Below are 20,795 nucleotides of genomic sequence, written 5' to 3'. Positions count from 1 at the left end.
GAGCAAGCTCCTTTGAATCCGCTCGACTTGCATGTATTAGGCACGCCGCCAGCGTTCGTCCTGAGCCAGGATCAAACTCTCCAAAAAGGGTTTGATTGCTCAAAAGTTTTACTGACTTGGTTGTTGAACTCTAACGTTCAACTTTATTGCACGCTTGACATTTTGTTTAGTTTTCAAAGAACATTTTATTTTCGCTTTGTTTTAGCGACATTCATTATAGTATCATTCGTTTTCGCGGAAGTCAATGCTTTTTTAAAAGTTTTTTACTTATTACCCGATTTTTCCTGTCTAACCTGACAGCAAAAATTAATATATCAGAATTAAACCCATTCGTCAATAATCTTTTCAAAAAAAGTTAGTACAAAAAAGTCGAATCAAATGTAATAGAAATTAAGAACCATTTGATTCGACATCAGCATATTATAATTTGAACTACCCCCACTTAACCCTCTTACGAGCTGTTTGAAGTGGGAGATTCCTAAGAATACCAGCGTAACCGCCAGTTATTGATTAGGCTAACCCCATAGTTCCTACGGTTAGAAGTCTTATAGCTTCATTTTTAAGATTTTGTCCTGCGTTAATATCCCTGTCGTGATGTGCGCCACAAGAAGGGCAGTCCCACTCACGAAGGTTTAGATTCTTAACGTCTTTGTTTTGATAGCCGCAGCACGAACATAGCTGAGAACTTGCAAAAGTTTTAGATACAGCAACGACTTCTTTGCTATACCATGTTGCTTTGTACTCAAGCATGGTTCTGAATTGTGACCAAGATACTTCACTGATTGCTTTTGCTAACTTATGGTTTTTCAGCATATTTGATACTTGCAAATCCTCAATTCCTACAACATCGTGGTTTTTGATGATGCAAGTTGAGATTTTCTGCAGATAGTCTGTTCTTGCATTGGTGATACATTCGTGGATTCTTGCAACCTTAATACGTTGCTTGTTCCAATTTGAAGAACCTTTCATCCGTCTGGAAAGGATGCGTTGTGCGTTCGCTAGTTTATCTTCAAGTTTACGAAACCATTTCGGATTAGAGAATACTTCTCCCGTACTCAAAATGGCAAAGTCTTTTAGTCCAACGTCAACACCAACAGAAGAACCTGTTTTTTCTAATGGTTGCACTTCTGTTTCAGCAAGAATGGACACAAAGTATTTTCCACTTGGATTTCGTCTAACAGTAGCTTTGAGTATACGACCTTCTACTTCACGACTTTTGGCAAAGCGAACAAGACCAAGTTTAGGCAATTTAATTTTATTGCCTACAATGGCAATATTACCGTTAGTGTGCTTGGTTGTGTAGGATTGTACTTTATTCTTTTTAGACTTAAATCGTGGTGCTTTGTTTTGTTTTTTGAAGAATCGACTATATGAATCAGCAAGATTTTTAAGTGATGATTGAATAGCAATGCTGTCAACTTCTTTTAACCATGCTAATTCTTTCTTTAGTTGTGTTAATTGAGAAGAACAAGCGTTATAAGTCAATCCTTTACCTGTTTCTTTGTAAGCATCATTCCATTTTGCTAAAAAATGATTAAACACAAAACGTGAACAGCCGATTGTTTTAGCAATCAGTATTTTTTGTTCTTTGTTTGGATAGATGCGGAATTTGTATGCTTTGTTGACGATCATGACTTTCACCTCCTTATGTGTTATGATATACACATTATATCATACTGATATATGTTATATATCATTTTAGGGGTGAAGACATGAAAAAACAATCAGTAGTATTACGATTTCCTAAAATTCTTTTAGATAGGGTGGACACATACAAAGAGCAAAAGGGTTTTGGCACTCGTACACAAGCTATTTTCCACTTATTGCAAATTGCACTCGAACAATCGGACAATCGAGATGGCAAGTAAGCCATCCCTTGTCCGAAGGCGATTCATCTCCCACCTACTCATTGGGCTACGCCCTTCTCATTCCTTGAGGTGAGAGCCTTCTCGCCTATTTAATATAAAGCTTCGGATGAATTCCCTACATGTTTTTGAATGCCTTACCATTCGTTTTATTTCCCATCCTCTATATGTATCCTTCTTTCGATTCTTTTCCCCGTATACCAGAGGACGAACATTAATACTAAAACAAATATAGTTTTAAATGGCTGCTTTATTAATGCCTGTAGATCATACCCGATAAAAGATATTGTAAAGATCATCACTAATTTTCCTAATAATACAGCAAGAATAAACTGGTATGTGCTGATTCTCGATAATCCTGCGACAACATTAATTAATGACGAGGGCGAAAAAGGAAAACACAACATTAAAAAAATAAAGCCGAATCCGTGACGTTCCACCCAATTCATTAATTTCTTCACCTTTTGATGCCTTGTTAAGAAGTTAAAAAAACGTTTCCTTCCAAATTTGCGAATTAAAAAAAACACAATTAATGCTCCAATGGATGCACCAATCCATGAGATAATGAATCCTTTCCACAACCCAAAAGCCGCTGCATTTGCCATAACAAATAATACTAATGGTAAAATAGGTATGATTGCCTCAATCATCGGCAACAAAATACCTGGAATCGGACCAAGTGCAGCATACTCCTCAAGCAGCGCAAGTATATGTTCCATTGTTAACAAATCTTTCAAAGACTCAAAGTCCATCTAATGTTATCCCTCACATACATTCTTACTACAATTATATTTCCCCTTATTTTAAATAATATCATGTATCGTATTTTCCATTATTTTGTTTTTCATTTTTATTAGGAGAAATTCTAGTTGACAGAATAAACCTATATTGGGCTGTTCGGTTTAACTGATTTTCAAAGGAGCCTTTGGAGATATTAAGGATAATTGTTTTATTGTTTGTAAATGTTACAATCGTCTTTTCTGGGCCAGCGGACTGATAATCTTGGATATAGGAATGTGAAAGCCATACGCATGTGTCTTTATAAGGAGAGTTAGTAGGAAACATGTAGATTTCATTTGAAGGATCAACAGCAATCGGGGCTTTATAGGAAATACCAGTTAGCTCTTTAGTTCCTTCTTGTCTGCCTTTTAGGCTGCTGCCGAAATATTTGCAACTTTTGTCCATCACCATTGTAGGTTTCATTTTTACCAAAAATTCATTTTCAACCTCTAAAACGCGTGAATACACAGTTTGTTCTTTACTTACTTTTTCACCAACAATCGCCATTGTGTACGGATTTACTTCAAAATCAGAAAGAACGATTGTTTTTTCCTTATTTCCCATAAGTACACCCCTCTTATATTTAAGGTAAATTTAAGATTTTGCGATGACAACGTTTGACAAATTTCTATTTAATCTTTATATTATCACAAAACTCATTATTTTTATAGGATGTTTTTAAAGTTTCAAAATAAAAGAGCAGCTGGTGGCCACTCTTTTATAAGTTTTCGAATTGTTGCTTAATTTCTTCTTCACCTATATATTCATTTGCTTGTTCAACAATTCGGTGTTCGTCTATAGATTCACCTGTAATATAATCTTTACCAGAAGGAGCCATGATATCAGTATCAACTCCAAGGCTAAATCCTGGATTCAAAAAAGATTCTGTAATCTTGTCAATTCCTGATTGAGTATTTTTTTTATTAAATGGATTCCTTTTCATCTAAACACCTCCATTGTTATTGTGTTCTAAAACAGCAAGTTCAATTACTTCTTAGTGTAAATTAAAGGAGTGAGAATCATGTGGAAGCGAATCAAAAATAAACAAAAAGAAGAAAATCATTATTACCAAATACACAAATTTGATTTAGAAACAATCAAAAAAGCGGTTCGTGAGTTTGCATCTAGAGCACCTAAAGGTGTAACAGCACGAATTTTAGTCAAGGATGACCATACGATTGACTTCGATTTATTAAAACCTTATTTAAAAGGAATTCCCGATCAACCTTTTTATATGTCAAAGGAAACTTACGAAATTTTCGAAGAAGAAGAAAAAGAGATTCCTTATTATTTAGATTTGATACAATTTGCAGTCGACCGCTATGTACAAATGTATAATAAACTCCCGATAACACCTGGGGACCCCTACTTGAAAGTAAATTATTTATTATTACAAAAAAACAATTTAATTCATGAAAGACCAACAATTGATTTGTATATAACAGAGGATGAATATTTATTAACCCATAAAAAGCCCAAATAGTGGGTTTTTATTTTATTCCAATTTCCTTAGATTAATTTTCCGAAAAATCAGAAAATAACCTCTTGAAATATAACGATAACACTACTATAATAATAAAAAGAGCATCAGGGGTGATGAAATCATGGAAAACAGAAAGTCATACGCCGCTCAAAAGAACAGCCATTCGGACTTTAATAACGCAGACACAAACTATGTCTTCGATGTATATATCCAAATGATTATTGATGAAGCCCTTTATAACTACAAAAAAGATTTACTACTAAAACAAATCAATGATGCTTTAGATGCCAGAGATCGGACCCAATTTTATCTTCTTACCGAACAGTATAAAAGACTAATAGAAAATCAAACATAAAAAAGGAAGCGCTTTCGCTTCCTTTTTTACCTACTATATTAGAATTTACAAAAAAAGCTGTATCAAAAGTGTTGCCACCTTTGATACAGCAATAATATATGTTCAGGAGAATGAACGTTAACACTATCCAACACGCATGGGTGTTACATTACTTCGCGAATTGTGCTTCTTCAGTAGAACCCTTCATAGCTGTTGTTGAAGATTGACCACCAGTTACGATTTGAGCAACATCATCAAAGTATCCAGTACCTACTTCACGTTGGTGCTTAGTTGCAGTGTATCCATCAACTTCAGCTGCAAATTCAGCTTGTTGTAATTCAGAATATGCTCCCATACCGCGAGTTTTATAACCTTTAGCTAATTGGAACATGCTGTAGTTAAGCGCATGGAATCCAGCTAATGTTACGAATTGGAACTTGTAGCCCATCTTCGCGATTTCTCTTTGGAAGTTTTCGATTGTGTCATCATCAAGCTTAGATTTCCAGTTAAATGACGGTGAGCAGTTGTATGCTAACATTTTACCTGGGAATTTCGCATGAATTGCATCAGCGAATTGTTTAGCTTGCTCAAGATCTGGTGTAGAAGTTTCACACCAAATTAAATCTGCATATGGTGCATAAGCTAATCCACGAGAAATTGCTTGTTCGATACCTGGTTTTGTACGATAGAATCCTTCTGGAGTTCTTTCGCCAGTTAAGAATGGCTTGTCATTATCATCAACATCGCTAGTAATCATATCAGCAGCATCAGCATCAGTACGAGCAACTAATACAGTTGGTGTACCCATAACGTCTGCAGCTAAACGAGCAGCAATTAAGTTTCTTACAGCTGTTTGAGTTGGAAGTAATACTTTACCACCTAAGTGACCACATTTTTTCTCTGAAGATAATTGGTCTTCGAAGTGAACGCCTGAAGCACCAGCTTCAATCATACCTTTCATTAATTCGAAACAGTTAAGTGCTCCACCAAAACCAGCTTCAGCGTCAGCAACAATTGGAGCGAACCAATAAGTGTCGTCTTTTCCTTCACCTGATTCAATTTGGTCTGCACGTTGTAACGCTTGGTTAATACGCTTAACAACAGCTGGTACAGAGTTAGCTGGGTATAAGCTTTGGTCTGGATACATATGACCTGAAAGGTTAGCATCCGCAGCTACTTGCCAGCCGCTTAGGTAAATTGCTTTAAGACCAGCTTTAACTTGTTGTACTGCTTGGTTACCAGTTAATGCACCTAGTGCGTTAATGAAATCTTCTTCATGTAAAAGCTTCCATAGACGTTCTGAACCAACTTTTGCTAAAGTATGTTCAATATCCATTGAGCCGCGAAGGCGAATTACGTCTTCAGCAGAATAAGGTCTAGTAATACCTGCCCAACGGCTATCATTTTTCCAACTTTGTTCTAATTGTGCAATTCTCTCTTGTTTTGTCATCCCTGTGTTTCCCCTCTCAGTAATTTCTTTTATATTTTAATTGTGTTGCTAGCTATTTTAATTAATGTTGCTATCTGTACTATTTTTTTAAAAAATATACTTCCCTTTAACCGTACTTTAAGCCCCATAATGTCCAACGAATTCAACCGCTAAACATTTCCCCAAAAACTCTTAATCTATTGCATAAATCAAACCAGATGTAAGCAGCACCAATGTTAAAAACACTATATTTTTATACTGGTCTTTACTTTACACTCTTACCCACATAGTTGTTAATATCGAAAAATATTTTGGGTACTACTCCACTCCTTCCATTAAGCTCATTCTTTGATGCATCTTGTTATATTACACATTTGTTACTTTCTGTTTGTATTATATAACAGGAATTTTAAAAAGGAAACCCCTTTTTGCGAAAAAATTCATCTTTTTTTGAAAAAAGGGGGTTATTATAAATTATTTTGGCTTATCCACATCGAAGTTTTCTAAAAAATTCAATCTTTCCAGCATTGTTGGGTGGTCATAGCGCAGCCATTTAACGATGGAAGGTGGATTTACTTCACTTAACCCAGCTACAGTTAATTTTTGAAAGCTACTTATTGCCGCTGTTTGATCTTGTGTCATCTCAATCGCATAAACATCGGCTGTGTGCTCTATATATCTTGAAAAAGCCTTTGTAAATGGACTTGAAGCAAATGTAAGCAAAGAAATGATTACTAACAACAATGGGAGGCTAGCAATATCACGAGTCCCGTTAAGTTTTAATCGTTTTCCGAATTTATTCAGAGACCATCTGAAAAGTTTCGACGCTAAAAATAACCCAACAAATGAAATGATTAAGTACGTCGCTGTTCCAATATAGATATGCTTTTTTACATAATGCGCCATTTCATGGGCCATCACAAACAATACTTCTTTATCATTTAATTTATTTAACATTGTATCCCAAAGAACAATCCTAGAATTCGAACCAATACCTGTTACATACGCATTTAATGCATTTGTTTTTTCAGACATATTGACTTCATAAACATGCTCTGCCGGTATATTCGCTTGACTCGCTAGAGCCAAAATTTTTGCTTCTAATTCTTTATCTTTTAACGGATAAAAATCATTATACAGCGGATCAATCAGAACAGGCTGGACAAACATGAGAAAAATCGTAAACGGGACGGAAAGTGCCCACGCATAAAACCACCAGCGCTTTTCAAATTTACGAATAAGTGTAAAAACGACAACAGCAAGAAGAACTAAAAATAAAGTATCAAGCCAAAAGTCGATAAATTGATCTTTCATCCAAATTGAAAATGGCGATGTTGTGATTCCATAAGTTTTTGATAATTGGTATGTAATGTATCGAATTGGAAACATAATGATGAAGCTTATTAGCGAGAGCCAAAATACATAGATTGCTTTTTGTATAAATGAAAATTTAGTAGAAGCCTCTGACCAATTGCGGAAGCGCGTAGAAAGTCCTACAGCTAAAATCGTTAAATATAAAACCCAATCAGATGGAATTAAGATAAAGAAGATAATATGTCTAATTTTTGAATATTCATATGTCAATTCCAATTGTCTTGTATTCATAAATGTATGAGGGTCAGCAGCAGTACCTTTATATATTTCAGGTAAATTAGATGTACCAGCTATAAAAAGGAAATAGGATAAAGCAACAACTATATATAAGCCATAAATAAGAAAAAGCCATTTTAAAAATTTGCTCAAAGAAATTCCTCCTCTATTTCTCTATGCTCCCCTTCGTGTCCGTGCCATATATCATTAATTGTAGTTAGTATGAACTAATTTAGAACATATATTATTTAAAAAACTTATTCAACATGTTCATACAATATTCATGTTTTTTCAACACCTCTTCCTGTTTTCTTTAAGCAGCTTATAGTATCATGGAATAGAACTACTATTTAGAACGAGGTGTTTTAATTGAAAAAAATTTATATAACGTTTGCAACTTTGGCTGTTATAGGAATTTCAGCTGGGATTCTTTACTTAACAGTCATTCGACCTGGAAGCGTTGAATTGCCTAAAGATCTTGTAATGGAAACGGCCTTTGGCGGGGAATATTCATTCGCAGACCTACCACCAAAGATTCGTTTAATAGAATTTATGTATGTAAATTGTCCAGATGTTTGTCCAACTACGACGTTAAGAATGAATTTGCTACGTAAGAAACTTGAAGAAGATGGTGTATTTGGTGATCAAGTTGAATTTCTTTCGGTAACAATTGACCCGAAAAGGGATACTCCGGACAAACTATCTCAATATGCAGCGCGGTTTAATATAACGGATGACAGTGCTGGCTGGTATTTCTTAAGGGGAGAAGAAGATGATATTAGGAAGCTTTCCAACCCATTCCAGTTCATGTACAGAGACCCTGGAACAGGAAACTTCGTTCATACAACCTTTACTTATATGCTTGATAAAAATAACAAGCTTGTAGAATCTTTACCAATGGGTGAAGGCTTTGATAGTGACAGAATTTATAAGCGAATAATGAACGAACTTAAATAAAGGTGAAAGTTGGTAAATGAATGGTAAAAAAAATAATAGTACCCTTTTTCTTAGTTGTTTTTTTATTAGTTGGCTGCAGCTCTGAGGAAGACTTTGTTTTTCCAGAAGCAGAGTTTTCAATGTCCACTGAGGTTGCAAAAGTGAACGAACCGATTACGTTTGAAGTGAAAATTACCGCTGCTGAAAAAAATGTCAAAGACGCTGATGTAAGCTTTGAATATTGGTTAGAAGAAAAGGCGGACGAAGATCATACAACAATACAAGCGAACAATATTGGTGATGGCGTATATAGCGCCGAAGTGAGCATTGCTGAATCTGGAACATATTTTGTATATTATCATGCCGATGCAATGGACATGCATTTAATGGAGAAATATCAGTTTACAGTTACGGAGTAAAAGTAAATTTGGAGTTAAGCACCCATCTTGGGTGCTTATTTTTTCACATTATAAAAATAACGAAAACATAGTTAACACAGCAATTGAACTCATCACAACGATAATAACGTTGGCGCCGAGAAAGGCAACTAAAAAGGCAACTGTGGCACCAATGACTCCGTACCAAATATTTTCGTTAATTAAAAAAATTCCTGGAACGATTAATGCCCCAAGTGCTGCAAATGGAACATTGCTAAGTACGGCTTGTAAAAACGGCGGCATCTTTTTCCCATTCAACGCTACAAGCGGAAGCATCCGTGGAAAATACGTAACAATGGCCATGCCAATAATCATCAATACAACAGATTTATCCATTTTGCTCCGCCCCCTTTTTTTTATTAAAAATTAGTTCAACTCCTACTGCTGATAGTAATGTAGCACTAACAATCGCCCAACCTGACCAATCCGGTGGAAGTATATATGTAAATAGACTGTTTAAAATAGCAGCAATTCCAGCTAGAAAAATAATTTTTCGCTGCCTTTTTAAGGATGGAACCAATAACCCAATAAACATCGCATAAAGCGCAATTGCCATGCTTTCTTGTAACACTTGCGGCAAACTTGCACCTACGAAATGGCCAATTCCCGAATTAATTACCCAGCTCCCATAAGCTACCAAGGTTAGACCAAAAATATATGGTGTCGTTACCTTGCCTTCTTTCGTAGCCGCTACCGAAAACGTTTCATCCGTGATCCCAAAGGCATAGATTCCTTTTATAAAAGGATGATCTTTTTCCACTTTTTCATTTAATGATGCTGTCATTAAAAAGTGCCTAATATTGACGATAAAAGTTGTAATGACAATCGCAATCGGACTAGTTCCTAGTGCAATTAAATTTAATGAAATATATTGTGAAGCCCCAGCGTACACGAGCAAACTCATCAACACTGTTTCTCCAATACTTAAACCAGTCGCTTTCGCTAGTAGCCCAAAGGTCAAAGCTACTGGCAAATAGCCTATCCCGATGCTTATTCCATCTTGAAGCCCATTTCTAAATTGTGATTGTTTTTTCGCAATAACAGTAGTTGTACTCAATTTCCCTCTCACCCCTCTTTATTATTTTCTTAGAAAATTAAATTTTTTTCAATATTAAAAATGCACCAGCCATTTTGCCGGTGCATTCATCATAGCAATAATCAATTTACTCTGGAAAATAGTTCGCTATTCTTTCTAATAAGGCCGCCATTTCAGCACGGTTTATTTGTTTCTTCGGCTTACATGTTCCATCGTCGTATCCTGAGAAAATGTAATTTTCACTCATATGAACAATCGAAGGATAGGCCCAATCAGAAATATCATTTTGATCCTTAAACATCAGCTTGGGCTGAACTGCTTCAGGGAATCGGTCCCCAATTAAACGGTTTAGAATGGCCGCCATTTCTTCCCTTGTTAATGCCTTGCCAGGAGCAAATGTTGTATCACTTGTCCCCTTCATTAATCCATGTTGTCGTGCAATTTCTATATTTGCACTTGCCCATTGATGGGCTGAACCAATGTCTTTAAACGGTGATGCCGGTTCCTCTTTCAAGCCTAGCTTTAATACACGAGTTAAAATTGTTGCCGCTTCTGCCCGCGTTAATGAATCACTTGGCTTAAATGTAGTAACCGCACCCTTCCCAAGCATCCACTGCTTTTCTTTTGCAAAAGCAATCGAATTAAAGGCCCAGTGATTAATGTCGACATCTTTAAAATCAAGACCATCTAACCATAAACGGAAATCCGTCCAAATTGAAGGATCTTCCTGTCCTAAACTCCAGCTGCCAACACCCTTTAAGTTATATTTTTGAACTAGACCAAGCTTCGTCTTAATCGAATTACTGTTTTCATACCACATCTCATAAGTGCCTGGTTTCAAAGGTGGCAACCAAGTTTTTAAGCGGTATTCACGGTCGGTCGATTTAACAACAAATGTTCCTTTCACACTTTCCGAATTCTTATCATAGACAACTGTAACATTATACGTATCTAGCAAGCTTTGAATTTTATTTAAAGAAATTGATTCGCCTAGAACTCTATTATTGTTTTGGTTGAGAGAATCATTTACATCCTCCATATTCCAAACACGGCCGTAAAACGGGATACCTAACACTACTTTTTCAGGTGCAACATTTTGAAGCGCATATTTAATCGATTTTTCGATAAAAGAAATACTTGCTACAGGCCCATTATCTTTTGAACCGCCGCCTCTTTCATCATAAGTCATAATAAAGAGAACATCGACATATTTGCCAAGCGCTTGATAATCATAGAAGCCTTGCCAGCCCTTGTTTGTTCCCCATGGATTTGGGGCAACAGCAATAGAGAGAATTTTCCCTTGCGGTAATTTTCCCTTTAATATTTTAATAAAGTTTGTAAATTGATCTCTATATGTTGAACCAAGGCCCTCAACATCAATATTAATCCCATCTAAATTATTTTCATTAATCGTTTTTACAATCTGAGCTGCAATTTGCTCACTGTTTGCAAACATTTTTTCCCCTTTGGCCCAATTATTTGCCAAAAACGGAACTACTTTCATATTTCGATTATGCAGTTCTGTAATAACTGACTTACTGTTGGATGGAATCGTTACATCTAAAGTACCATCATCTAATATTTGAAAATAGCGCGGAGAAACTTGATCAAGTGTATGATTAGTCATGTTAATATATTTTATTGGATCAGTTTCACTGCTTGTAAATAAATAAGTCATATTCAATCTTTTTTGAGCTGCATTAACTGCTGTGAAAGGAGTTAAGGTGATAAGCAACGTAATAGATAATAAGAATGCAAGTCGTTTTTTCATGCCATCTCCCCATCTGCTAGTATTCTACCTATCTATTACGATAAACGATAAAAAGGGGATATTCAAAAATTATTAGTGGAAACAATGTCAAAAAAATCTGGCACCTACTGGCACCAGATTTTTTTCTATTACCCTAACAACGCACGGTCACTAGCCATACCTGTTCCACGAATTCGCTTGAATTCATTGAGCAGATCTTCAATTGTTAGCTTCTCTTTTTCTTCGCCTGAAACTTCAAAAATAATTTGACCTTTATCCATCATAATTAAATGATTGCCTAAATCAATTGCCTGCTGCATGTTGTGGGTAACCATTAGCGTTGTCAATTTTAATTTCTCGACTATTTCTTTTGTAATAGTAGTAATCAACTCTGCACGTGATGGATCTAGTGCAGCTGTATGTTCATCAAGCAGTAATATCTTGGGCTCTGTAAAAGTCGCCATTAATAGCGATAGTGCTTGGCGTTCACCGCCAGAGAGAAGACCGACTTTCGCATTCAAACGGTTTTCGAGGCCCATATGCAAGCTTTCAAGCTGTTCTTTAAAAAAGTCGCGGCGCTTTTTCGTTACACCTTTTCTAAGTGTCCTTCGTATTGACCGCGAATAGGCTATTGCTAAATTTTCTTCAATCGTCATTGTCGGCGCTGTTCCTGCCATTGGGTCTTGAAACACCCGCCCAATCAGACGAGCCCGTTTATATTCAGGCAAATTCGTAACATCTTGACCATCAATAACAACAGAGCCAACATCAGGAGTCAAAGCACCTGAAATCATATTCATTAACGTTGATTTTCCTGCGCCATTACTACCAATTACGGTTACAAAATCACCAGGGGCAAGTGATAAGTTAATTTGATTTAGGGCTATTTTTTCATCTAATGTACCTTCATTAAACACTTTAAAGATTTGCTTTAGATGCAGCATTAGCATCGCCCCCCTCACTTGCCATTTTCAATTGTTCCATTTTCCGTTTTTTCTTTCGTTTCTTTTCCTTTTGTCCATCAATAAATTTCGGGATAGTTAGGGCTAGAACAACAATTGTTGCAGTAATTAATTTCATATCACCTGTATCTAAAAGCTTCACTTTAAGTGCAAGTGCTAAGACAATTCTATAAATAATTGCCCCACCAATAACAGCTAGAGTTGTACGGGCAATAGTTTTCGTTCCGAATAATGCTTCACCGATAATAACCGAAGCTAAACCAATCACAATCATCCCAATTCCCATACCTACATCACTAAAGGAATTATATTGGGCAACAAGCGCACCCGAAAAGGCAACCAATGCATTCGAAATCCCCAACCCAGCAATCGTTAAGTTGTCGGTGTTTGCCGAAAAACTTGAAATCATCTTTTTATTATCGCCAACAGCGCGTATTGCCAAACCAATTTCTGTTCGTAAAAACCAATCCGTAATCAACTTAATACCAATCGTTATAATTAACATAAAAAATAAAACGGCCCATGTTTTAGGCAAAAAATTTTCAAGGCCAATACCCGTTAAAAAACGATTCATGCCATCGTCAAATCCTAATGACTTCCAAAAAGTAGTTAGCTTTGTAATCGCAGTTTCCTTATTTAATAGTGGGACATTGGATTTTTTCTCCATAATTCTAAGATTAATAGAATAAAGGGCAATCATCATCAAGATCCCTGACAAAAGGGCATTAATTTTCCCCTTTGTATGCAATAACCCCGTTATACATCCGGCCAAAAAACCAGCAAACAGGGCAACAATTGTTGCTAAAAATGGATTTACCCCGTTAACAATAAGGACGGCAGTAACTGCCGCCCCTGTTACAAAGCTTCCATCAACTGTTAAATCTGGAAAATCCAATATCCGGAAAGAGAGGTAAACACCTAGAGCCATTATTGCATATATAATTCCTAATTCTATCGAGCCAAATATTGCTACGAACATGAACGCTCATCCTCTCAACCTAGTTGTTAATACATTATGTGCACTATTTTTTATTCAATATATTCAGCAATGGTATCCCATTCAGGATTTAACTTAATCCCCATTTCTTCTGCAGCCTTTTTGTTAATTAATAGCTTCAGATTTTGCGGATATTGAACTGGAAGGTCCGCAGTAGTTTTTTCACCTTTTAAAATTTGCGCTGCCATTTGTCCTGCTTCATAGCCAATATCATAATAGTCAAAACCATAAGCTGCGAAGCCGCCACGGGCAACAGAGTCTAATTCACCTACAAACAGTGGAATATCATTATCATTAGCAACTGAAATAACACTTTCTAAGGCATTAACAACCGTATTATCAGTGATAATGTAAATAACATCAACAGAGCCAACTAAAGATTCAGTAGCTGTCTTTACATCAGCTGAAGTTGAAACTGCTGCTTCCACAATCTTTAAATCTGTCCCTTCCATTGCTTTTTTGACTAGCTCAACTTGTGCATTTGAGTTTTGTTCACCCGCATTATAAATCATTCCAACTCTATTTCCTTCAAAATACTTATCAATAAACTTAATTGTATTAGGAATTGCCTCTGGGTGAGTATCTGTTGTACCAGTAATGTTTGCACCTGGCTTGTCCATTGCCTCAACAAGCTCAGCACCTACAGGATCTGTAACAGAAGTAAATACAATCGGAATATCCTTCGTTGCATTTAATGCCCCCTGTGAACTATCAGTCGAGTTTGCAAAAATAAGATCCACTTTGTCACCAACAAAGTTATTTGCAATTGTCAAGTTATTATTTTTATCTCCTTGTGCAATTTGTACATCATATTCTACATCAAGTCCTGCATCTGCTAATGCCTTTTTAAAACCATCTGTTGCTGCATCTAATGAAGGATGTTCGACAATTTGTGTGATTCCTACCTTATAAGTAGTTTTTTCTTCTTGTGCTGGTTTGTCAGCTTGGCCGCCGCCACAACCTGCGAGAAGCATTAAACTTAGTACCGAACTACCCACCGCTTTTTTCCAATTCATTTTGTTGCCCCCTTATTTTGTTTTAGCACTTTAACACTTGTTTTCTTTTATGTATTAAATTATACAGAAATGTTAGAAAACTTCAATCTTTAGTTTTGTCATTTTGATGAAATTTAGTATATTAAAATATTATTTTAACAGTTATTTCCTAACGAAAAATAGCTACCTCAAGATGAGATAGCTAAAATAATAAGTTGATAAAATCCTCTTTTTCGATGTTTCCAAAATAAAATGTAAAATCAATTCCGTCTAGCGCTGACTCCACTCTTTCTTTATCATAACGAATCCCTTGTAATTTCTTGGAAATTCCTGCGACGTCACCAATTCCAAAAAAATCACCGAAAATTTTGCAATTTTCTATTATACCTTTATCAACATCAAGCCTCACGTCAATTTGTCCAACTGGAAAGCGATGTGAACGTTGCATATTGAACTTTGGTGATTTCCCATAATTCCAGTCCCAATTTCGATAATGTTCATCCGCAATTTTTTCAATCTGAGTCCAATCCTCCTCCGTCAGTTTGTACTCTGGAATTTCTCCGTCATTACTAAAAATGTAATTCAATAGCAGCTCCCGAAATTCTTCGATTGTCATATCACTAGTTAAAAATTCCCGAATATTGGCAACGCGACTGCGCACCGATTTAATCCCTTTTGACTCAATTTTATCGATTTTAACATGTAATGCTGAAACAACATGATCTATATTGGAATCAAACATCAACGTCCCATGGCTGAACATCCGACCCTTTGTAGAAAATTGGGCATTACCCGAAATCTTTCGCCCCTCCACAACAATATCATTGCGGCCGCTAAGTTCAGCTTGAACGCCAAGTTTATGAAGAGCAATTACAACAGGTTCAGTGAACTTTTTAAAATTATGAAAGCTATTGCCATCGTCTTTTGTAATAAAGCTGAAATTGAGATTACCTAAATCATGATAAACCGCGCCACCTCCAGAAAGCCGTCTCACAACATGGATGCCATTTTCCTCAACATATTTTGCATTTATTTCTTCAATTGTGTTTTGGTTTTTGCCGATGATAATCGAAGGTTCATTTATGTAAAAAAGTAAATACGTTTCATTACTATCTAAGTTTTTCACAGCAAATTCTTCAATTGCTAAATTAATTCTTGGGTCTGTGATCCCTTTGTTATTGATAAACAGCATGATACACTCTCTCCCTTATTAATATTTGCTCTCTGTTCAATATGTCCAGCCCTCTCTAGCTAATTCCACAGGGCCACCATAGATGGCTTTTGCTTGCGTTACTAAGTCACGATGGTCTCCATAGTGCGGAAGATGTGTTAATAATAGCTTTTTCACTCTTGCTTCTTTAGCAATTTCCCCTGCTTCTGTGCTTGTCATATGGCCTGAACTAGCACCATCCTGCCCACTGTACAAATTGCATTCACAAATAAGCAAATCTGCAGCCTCGGAAAAATCAATAAATTCCGGTAAATAGCTTGAATCAGCCGTATAGACAATCGTTTTCTCACCGTTTGTAATCCGCAGCGCATAACAAACAACTGGATGTTTTGTTTTCATAAAACGAATCGTAAACGGCCCTAGCTTTACATCCTCCTTAGGATTATAGGCATAGCCCTTCGTATGCGGTAGCTTTGTTAAGCTCATAAATCCCGCTTCGTCAGAAGCATGTCCATAGATTGGTAATTCAGCATTTCCCTTACCTAGCATCGTATGAATCATTCTAGCATATTGAAGCGGCCCAATATCCGCAATATGGTCATGATGATAATGCGATAAAATGACGGCATTAAGCTCCATAATGTTTACATATTGCTGTACTTTTGACAAGACGGCACTGCCACAATCAATTAGTAAATTAAAATTAGCAGCTTGCAAAAGATATCCTGACGAAGCACCATTTGTTTGCGGAAACCCACCCCAAAATCCGACAACCGTTAGCTTCATAAAAATACATCTCCTTTCGTTAAAGTATTTCTTCTAAATATTATCAAATTGATTTTCTAAATGAAAACTTTGGGCATGTGGCAGGTTTAGCTCCCAACCCCAAAAAAGTTGTTTTAAAACAGTTATTGACTTTCGTTATCTGTTATAGTACAATCTGGTTAAAGTCAAGATACGACTGAGGATATAAGGTTTTGACAGGAAAAAACGTCTGTCACATAAATCTTCAACGTTCAAAATGGTCTTGAATCGGGCCAACAGGGCGCTGATAGCATTCGCCCATGAAAGTCTAAGGGAAGTATGGATAGTACCTTAGAACCTTGTGACTTTAGTCATGAGAGGTTCAGACACTTCTACCCCATTGGCAGCTTTGTAGCTGTCCTTTTTTTATTTCTGGAAAATCATATGGTTGGTTCGATTCCCTCTCCAGCTGTTTTGAGGCAAAAAAGGGAATCAAAGTGCACTTTTGATTCCCTTTTTCAATCTCAGATTCCAATTAAGGAGTTATTCATTACATTATGAACCTATTTAGCTAGCAAATATCCAATTGTCTTCATAACCTAAAACCGCTACCCCAATAATCAATTTTGTTTTTAATTTCATATGAAGTTCCCCGCGTTATAAAGATTATTTTCGATAAAAAACTATCGCAATCTTCTCCAACTGAATAATCTTTTATATTTCGATAAATATCTTTTTTGATTCTGTTTTGGTTTCGCTTCAATAAATGGCTTCTGCATATTTCCAACTAAATTACGAGCGATATGGCGAAACCGCAGCCCGCTTTCAAATTCTGGATTTAAAGCGATTGGCCTACCTTTTTGAATTGAACGTATAATTTCTATGTCTTCATTCACTGTCCCTAAAACTCCGATTTTAAGAATGTTTGCCATTGTCTCCGTATCCACGATAAATTCCGTTGCTTCTTGATGTTCCCTTGCCATATTAATAATTAATTGCGGCGTCGGTCGCAACATATCTTCCAACAAACCAATCACACGGTCTGCATCTTGGATTGATGTCCAATGTGGTGTTGTTACAACGATTGCTTCATCAGAAGCAAGAATAGCATTTTCAAAACCAGTTTCTATTCCCGCTGGTGAATCAATTAGCACGAAATCATAGTCCATGGCAATTTGATGAACGACATCCCGAAAAAACCATCGGTTAAATTCTGATGCATCCTCCAGCCCACATGAGATAAATGAAAGGGTTGGAAGCTGCTTGTCCTTAATAATAATTTGCTCCAATTTACAGCGACCCGCCATGAAATCAGATAAATTCAAGATGATTCTGTTGCTCAATCCTAATGGAATATCTAAATTTCTTAACCCAAAATCAGCATCTATTAAACAAACCCTTTGTCCTAATATTGCTAGAGACGTACCGATATTAGCGGTGATAGTTGTTTTACCGACTCCACCTTTACCCGAAGTAACTGTCATTATTCTTGCTACCATAGAATATACCTCTCTAAACTCTAAACATTTTCACACTATCACGTAGCTCTTCCGCAACTTGGGAAAGCATGTTTAAGCTTGCGGCAATTTCTTGAATAGAGGCGGATTGTTCTTCTGTTATCGCAGCCACATTTTGCGAATGTTGCGCAGATTGTTTAGAGGTATTTTTTACTTCTGCAATTCCACCGACTAGCTGGGTTGCTCCTGAATTAATGCGTTGGACAGCATCCGTCATTTCTTCCATTTCACTGACAACACGTGCGACAGCTTCTGTAATTTTCTCGAATTGGTTACCTGCCTGTTCAACAAGAGTCGTTCCATCTTTCACGGCCATTCGTCCTTCGCTCATCGCATCAATGGCATGTTTCATATTCTCTTGGATGACGCTTATAAGCGAACTGATTTTAAATGCAGCAGATCCTGACTCTTCCGCTAACTTCCTTACTTCAGCAGCAACAACAGCAAACCCTTTACCTTGTTCGCCAGCCCTGTTTAATTCTCCATCTCACCTTTTAAAAGCCACCTTTACTATAATGCTAATCAGCGTACATATGTTTCATTTTTAATATATTCCGCCCTTGTTCATCTCTCTTAAATGACCACTCATCTGCAATTTCACTAATAACTAATAACCATTTTCCATACTCATCCCATAGTTTTCCGTCAAATAAATGAGAGGTTATTCCGTCAAATACAATAGTAGGAATTTCTATACCGTAATATTTTATAGTAAATTCGATATAATCATTATTCATATTGAATTTTAATGTCATATTCATTTCGTTATCATTCGAATATTTGATAGCATGAATCAGCCCTTCGTTCACAGCAAAGCATAATCTTGTTTGCATATCTGCTTGCAAATGTTGCATCACCTCCCTGCTTATCTTTAATAAAAGTGGTAAAAATGATGCGACTGGGGGACATTCCATGCTCATAGTAAAGTTTTTGTTTTCCATACAGCCTTCTCCTCTTATACTTTAAACATTTTCACATTATCCTAATACCTTTTGCACAGCCTCTATCACCCGCGGCTCTTGAAATGGCTTCACTATAAAATCTTTGGCCCCTGCTTGAATGGATTCCAGAACCATCGCTTGTTGCCCCATTGCTGAACACATAATAACTTTTGCCTGACTGTCTATTTTTCTTATTTCCCGCAATGCTGTGATTCCATCCATTTCAGGCATTGTAATATCCATCGTAACTAAATCTGGTTTCAACTCCATGTATTTACCAATCGCAACCTTTCCATTCTCAGCCTCACCAACTACTTCATACCCTCCTTTTACGAGAATATCTTTTAACATTAAACGCATAAATGCTGCGTCATCTGTAACTAAAATTGTTGCCACCTTTCTTCCTCCTCATTTATTCTGTAATTTCTTAAAAATGACGAATAAAGTGTTACCTTCCAACTAGTTCATTCTCATTAAGTTCGTTAATAATCAAATTTAAATCATCAGTCGAATAAGCTACTTCTGTAGAAGCAGTTTCTATCTCTTTAAACACTTGTGTAAAGGTTTCTAACTCTCGTTGAATTTTACAATTTTGATTTTTTGTTTCTTTCATAGCTTCCAATATTTCAATGAAATGACTGTCTGTTTTAGTCATATCGTCTATTCCTTTTTCAACTAATAAATTGACTTTTTCAACGGATGTAACAACACTTTCTATTTGCATATTTGTTCTAGCGATAAATGCTGTCACATGATTAGTAGAGTCTTTCGTTTGATTCGCTAGCTTGCGAATTTCATCAGCAACTACCGAAAACCCTTTGCCATATTCCCCCGCTCTTGCAGCTTCTATTGCCGCATTTAACGCTAAGAGATTTGTCTGATCAGCTGTATTTTTCACAATCTCGATGATTTCATTTATTTGTTTAGAAATTTCAAGAAGATTTTTCGTATCCAACATAATCGTTGCCATGTATTCACTAATGGTATTCATATTTTGATTTTGGATGTCCATCTGGCTTTTTCCAACTTCTGAATAAACTTCTGCTTTATTCGTCAAATCGGTTCCATATTTTGCAAAGGAGGCCATATTCTCAGCTTGAATCGTTAATTGCTTAATAGCCGCACTTGTCTCCTCAGCCATAGCCGCTAGTTCTTCCGATGTTATACTTATTCTTTTTCTTATACTATCCTTTTGATTCTCATGCTCTTGCCTTATTCGTTCAATTTCTTCATCATATGCCTCCAACACAATTTGTTGTTCAATATTCAATAGCTTGTTTATTGTATTTATTGCTTTTATGGATTCCTCTCGATTCGCCAAATGATTCTCTACCAGCTTTGCAAGTGAGTTTGCTAAATCTTGAAAGGCTGACATATACCATTTAGATTGCAATCCAATACGTACATGGACATGAGCAATGCGTCTCCGTTTCATTATGAATTCGGCATTGATTTCACCATTAAATAACTCCGTTAAATGGACTTTTAGTGTTTGTTTTAACCTATCTACATTGCTATGTTTATTGATAATCTCTATTAGATTCGGCTGTTTTGTAACACCTTTATAAAACCTGTCCACAATCCAATCAATATTTTCTGCAATTAATGGTTTCAATGCGATAATTAGTTCTAAATCTTCTTCCATTAAGTCAATAAACTGTAATTGGCGCTTTAGTTCTGGATATTGTGATATATCCAACTTTCCTTTCATAGATGTTGATTTTTTAATTAAATCTGCTTTATAATTTTCCCTCTGTTTTTTTTTTTTTGTAATTTTTACCAAATAACACTCCAAACATCCCCTTTATTTTATAGCACTCCCGCACTC

Annotated in this window: 23 protein-coding genes, 1 rRNA gene and 1 pseudogene; 5 read left to right on the top strand and 20 right to left on the bottom strand. The window is 36.2% G+C overall.

Features of this window, described 5'->3' with window-relative positions:
* A 16S ribosomal RNA gene (locus tag GX497_14935) occupies positions 1-88 on the bottom strand; the annotation flags it as partial.
* Positions 89-510: 422 nt separating this feature from the next.
* Complete coding sequence (gene tnpB, locus GX497_14930; protein HHY74487.1) at positions 511-1,632, bottom strand: IS200/IS605 family element transposase accessory protein TnpB; 1,122 nt, start codon at positions 1,630-1,632, stop codon at positions 511-513.
* 80 nt (positions 1,633-1,712) lie between these two features.
* Between tnpB and GX497_14925 the strand changes: the two genes are divergently transcribed.
* Entirely contained in the window at positions 1,713-1,868 is a 156-nt protein-coding gene (locus GX497_14925) for a hypothetical protein (GenBank protein ID HHY74486.1), read from the top strand.
* 146 nt (positions 1,869-2,014) lie between these two features.
* Here the strand turns inward: GX497_14925 and GX497_14920 are convergent, their stop codons facing one another.
* From GX497_14920 to GX497_14910, 3 genes are all read right to left on the bottom strand, one after another.
* Complete coding sequence (locus tag GX497_14920) at positions 2,015-2,617, bottom strand: TVP38/TMEM64 family protein (protein ID HHY74485.1); 603 nt, start codon at positions 2,615-2,617, stop codon at positions 2,015-2,017.
* Positions 2,618-2,678: 61 nt separating this feature from the next.
* Positions 2,679-3,209, bottom strand: a complete 531-nt coding sequence (locus GX497_14915; GenBank protein HHY74484.1) for a competence protein — start codon at positions 3,207-3,209, stop codon at positions 2,679-2,681.
* Positions 3,210-3,363: 154 nt separating this feature from the next.
* Complete coding sequence (locus tag GX497_14910) at positions 3,364-3,588, bottom strand: hypothetical protein (protein HHY74483.1); 225 nt, start codon at positions 3,586-3,588, stop codon at positions 3,364-3,366.
* A 78-nt stretch (positions 3,589-3,666) separates the two neighbouring features.
* Between GX497_14910 and GX497_14905 the strand changes: the two genes are divergently transcribed.
* Together GX497_14905 and GX497_14900 are read left to right on the top strand one after the other, a co-directional pair.
* On the top strand, positions 3,667-4,128 hold the full coding sequence (locus GX497_14905; GenBank protein HHY74482.1) for a DUF3939 domain-containing protein: 462 nt from the start codon (positions 3,667-3,669) through the stop codon (positions 4,126-4,128).
* Between the two features lie 121 nt (positions 4,129-4,249).
* Positions 4,250-4,483, top strand: a complete 234-nt coding sequence (locus GX497_14900; GenBank protein HHY74481.1) for an IDEAL domain-containing protein — start codon at positions 4,250-4,252, stop codon at positions 4,481-4,483.
* A gap of 148 nt (positions 4,484-4,631) precedes the next feature.
* Here GX497_14900 and aceA read toward each other — a convergent pair whose 3' ends face one another.
* Together aceA and GX497_14890 are read right to left on the bottom strand one after the other, a co-directional pair.
* Complete coding sequence (gene aceA / locus GX497_14895; protein HHY74480.1) at positions 4,632-5,912, bottom strand: isocitrate lyase; 1,281 nt, start codon at positions 5,910-5,912, stop codon at positions 4,632-4,634.
* A gap of 453 nt (positions 5,913-6,365) precedes the next feature.
* Positions 6,366-7,634 (bottom strand): M48 family metallopeptidase, encoded by a 1,269-nt coding sequence (locus GX497_14890; protein ID HHY74479.1) that lies wholly within the window; start codon positions 7,632-7,634, stop codon positions 6,366-6,368.
* A 216-nt stretch (positions 7,635-7,850) separates the two neighbouring features.
* Between GX497_14890 and GX497_14885 the strand changes: the two genes are divergently transcribed.
* Together GX497_14885 and GX497_14880 are read left to right on the top strand one after the other, a co-directional pair.
* Positions 7,851-8,438: an SCO family protein gene (locus GX497_14885; protein ID HHY74478.1), complete on the top strand. Its 588-nt coding sequence runs from the start codon at positions 7,851-7,853 to the stop codon at positions 8,436-8,438.
* A gap of 20 nt (positions 8,439-8,458) precedes the next feature.
* Positions 8,459-8,836: a FixH family protein gene (locus GX497_14880; protein ID HHY74477.1), complete on the top strand. Its 378-nt coding sequence runs from the start codon at positions 8,459-8,461 to the stop codon at positions 8,834-8,836.
* A gap of 48 nt (positions 8,837-8,884) precedes the next feature.
* Here the strand turns inward: GX497_14880 and GX497_14875 are convergent, their stop codons facing one another.
* The 13 genes and pseudogenes from GX497_14875 to GX497_14815 form a co-directional block, all read right to left on the bottom strand.
* Complete coding sequence (locus GX497_14875; GenBank protein ID HHY74476.1) at positions 8,885-9,190, bottom strand: AzlD domain-containing protein; 306 nt, start codon at positions 9,188-9,190, stop codon at positions 8,885-8,887.
* Positions 9,183-9,893 carry an AzlC family ABC transporter permease gene (locus tag GX497_14870; GenBank protein HHY74475.1) on the bottom strand — a complete coding sequence of 237 codons (711 nt, stop codon included), beginning with the start codon at positions 9,891-9,893 and terminating at the stop codon, positions 9,183-9,185. Before GX497_14870 ends, GX497_14875 begins: the two co-directional genes overlap by 8 nt.
* Before the next feature lie 124 nt (positions 9,894-10,017).
* Complete coding sequence (locus tag GX497_14865; GenBank protein ID HHY74474.1) at positions 10,018-11,661, bottom strand: glycoside hydrolase; 1,644 nt, start codon at positions 11,659-11,661, stop codon at positions 10,018-10,020.
* A 128-nt stretch (positions 11,662-11,789) separates the two neighbouring features.
* Positions 11,790-12,584 carry an ABC transporter ATP-binding protein gene (locus GX497_14860; GenBank protein HHY74473.1) on the bottom strand — a complete coding sequence of 265 codons (795 nt, stop codon included), beginning with the start codon at positions 12,582-12,584 and terminating at the stop codon, positions 11,790-11,792.
* The gene (locus tag GX497_14855) at positions 12,559-13,581 is read right to left on the bottom strand and encodes an ABC transporter permease (GenBank protein ID HHY74472.1); all 1,023 of its coding nucleotides are present in this window, start codon (positions 13,579-13,581) and stop codon (positions 12,559-12,561) included. Before GX497_14855 ends, GX497_14860 begins: the two co-directional genes overlap by 26 nt.
* 50 nt (positions 13,582-13,631) lie before the next feature.
* Entirely contained in the window at positions 13,632-14,615 is a 984-nt protein-coding gene (locus GX497_14850; GenBank protein HHY74471.1) for an ABC transporter substrate-binding protein, read from the bottom strand.
* A gap of 181 nt (positions 14,616-14,796) precedes the next feature.
* A complete protein-coding gene (locus GX497_14845) occupies positions 14,797-15,786 on the bottom strand; it encodes a lipoate--protein ligase (GenBank protein ID HHY74470.1) in 990 nt (329 codons plus the stop codon).
* Positions 15,787-15,822: 36 nt separating this feature from the next.
* Positions 15,823-16,551, bottom strand: coding sequence for an MBL fold metallo-hydrolase (locus tag GX497_14840; protein HHY74469.1), 729 nt, complete (start codon positions 16,549-16,551; stop codon positions 15,823-15,825).
* Between the two features lie 641 nt (positions 16,552-17,192).
* Positions 17,193-18,008, bottom strand: a complete 816-nt coding sequence (gene minD / locus GX497_14835; protein HHY74468.1) for a septum site-determining protein MinD — start codon at positions 18,006-18,008, stop codon at positions 17,193-17,195.
* 13 nt (positions 18,009-18,021) lie between these two features.
* A pseudogene (locus tag GX497_14830) lies at positions 18,022-18,501 on the bottom strand (hypothetical protein).
* 43 nt (positions 18,502-18,544) lie between these two features.
* On the bottom strand, positions 18,545-18,967 hold the full coding sequence (locus GX497_14825) for a hypothetical protein (protein HHY74467.1): 423 nt from the start codon (positions 18,965-18,967) through the stop codon (positions 18,545-18,547).
* Between the two features lie 36 nt (positions 18,968-19,003).
* The gene (locus tag GX497_14820; protein ID HHY74466.1) at positions 19,004-19,363 is read right to left on the bottom strand and encodes a response regulator; all 360 of its coding nucleotides are present in this window, start codon (positions 19,361-19,363) and stop codon (positions 19,004-19,006) included.
* A gap of 52 nt (positions 19,364-19,415) precedes the next feature.
* Positions 19,416-20,750: a globin-coupled sensor protein gene (locus tag GX497_14815; protein ID HHY74465.1), complete on the bottom strand. Its 1,335-nt coding sequence runs from the start codon at positions 20,748-20,750 to the stop codon at positions 19,416-19,418.
* Between the last annotated feature and the right edge of the window lie 45 nt (positions 20,751-20,795).

Origin of the sequence: Bacillus sp. (in: firmicutes) (genome assembly GCA_012842745.1) — a bacterium.
In the GTDB taxonomy this organism is placed as follows: Bacteria; Bacillota; Bacilli; order Bacillales; family Bacillaceae_J; genus Schinkia.
This window is presented reverse-complemented; position numbering and strand designations above follow the sequence as displayed.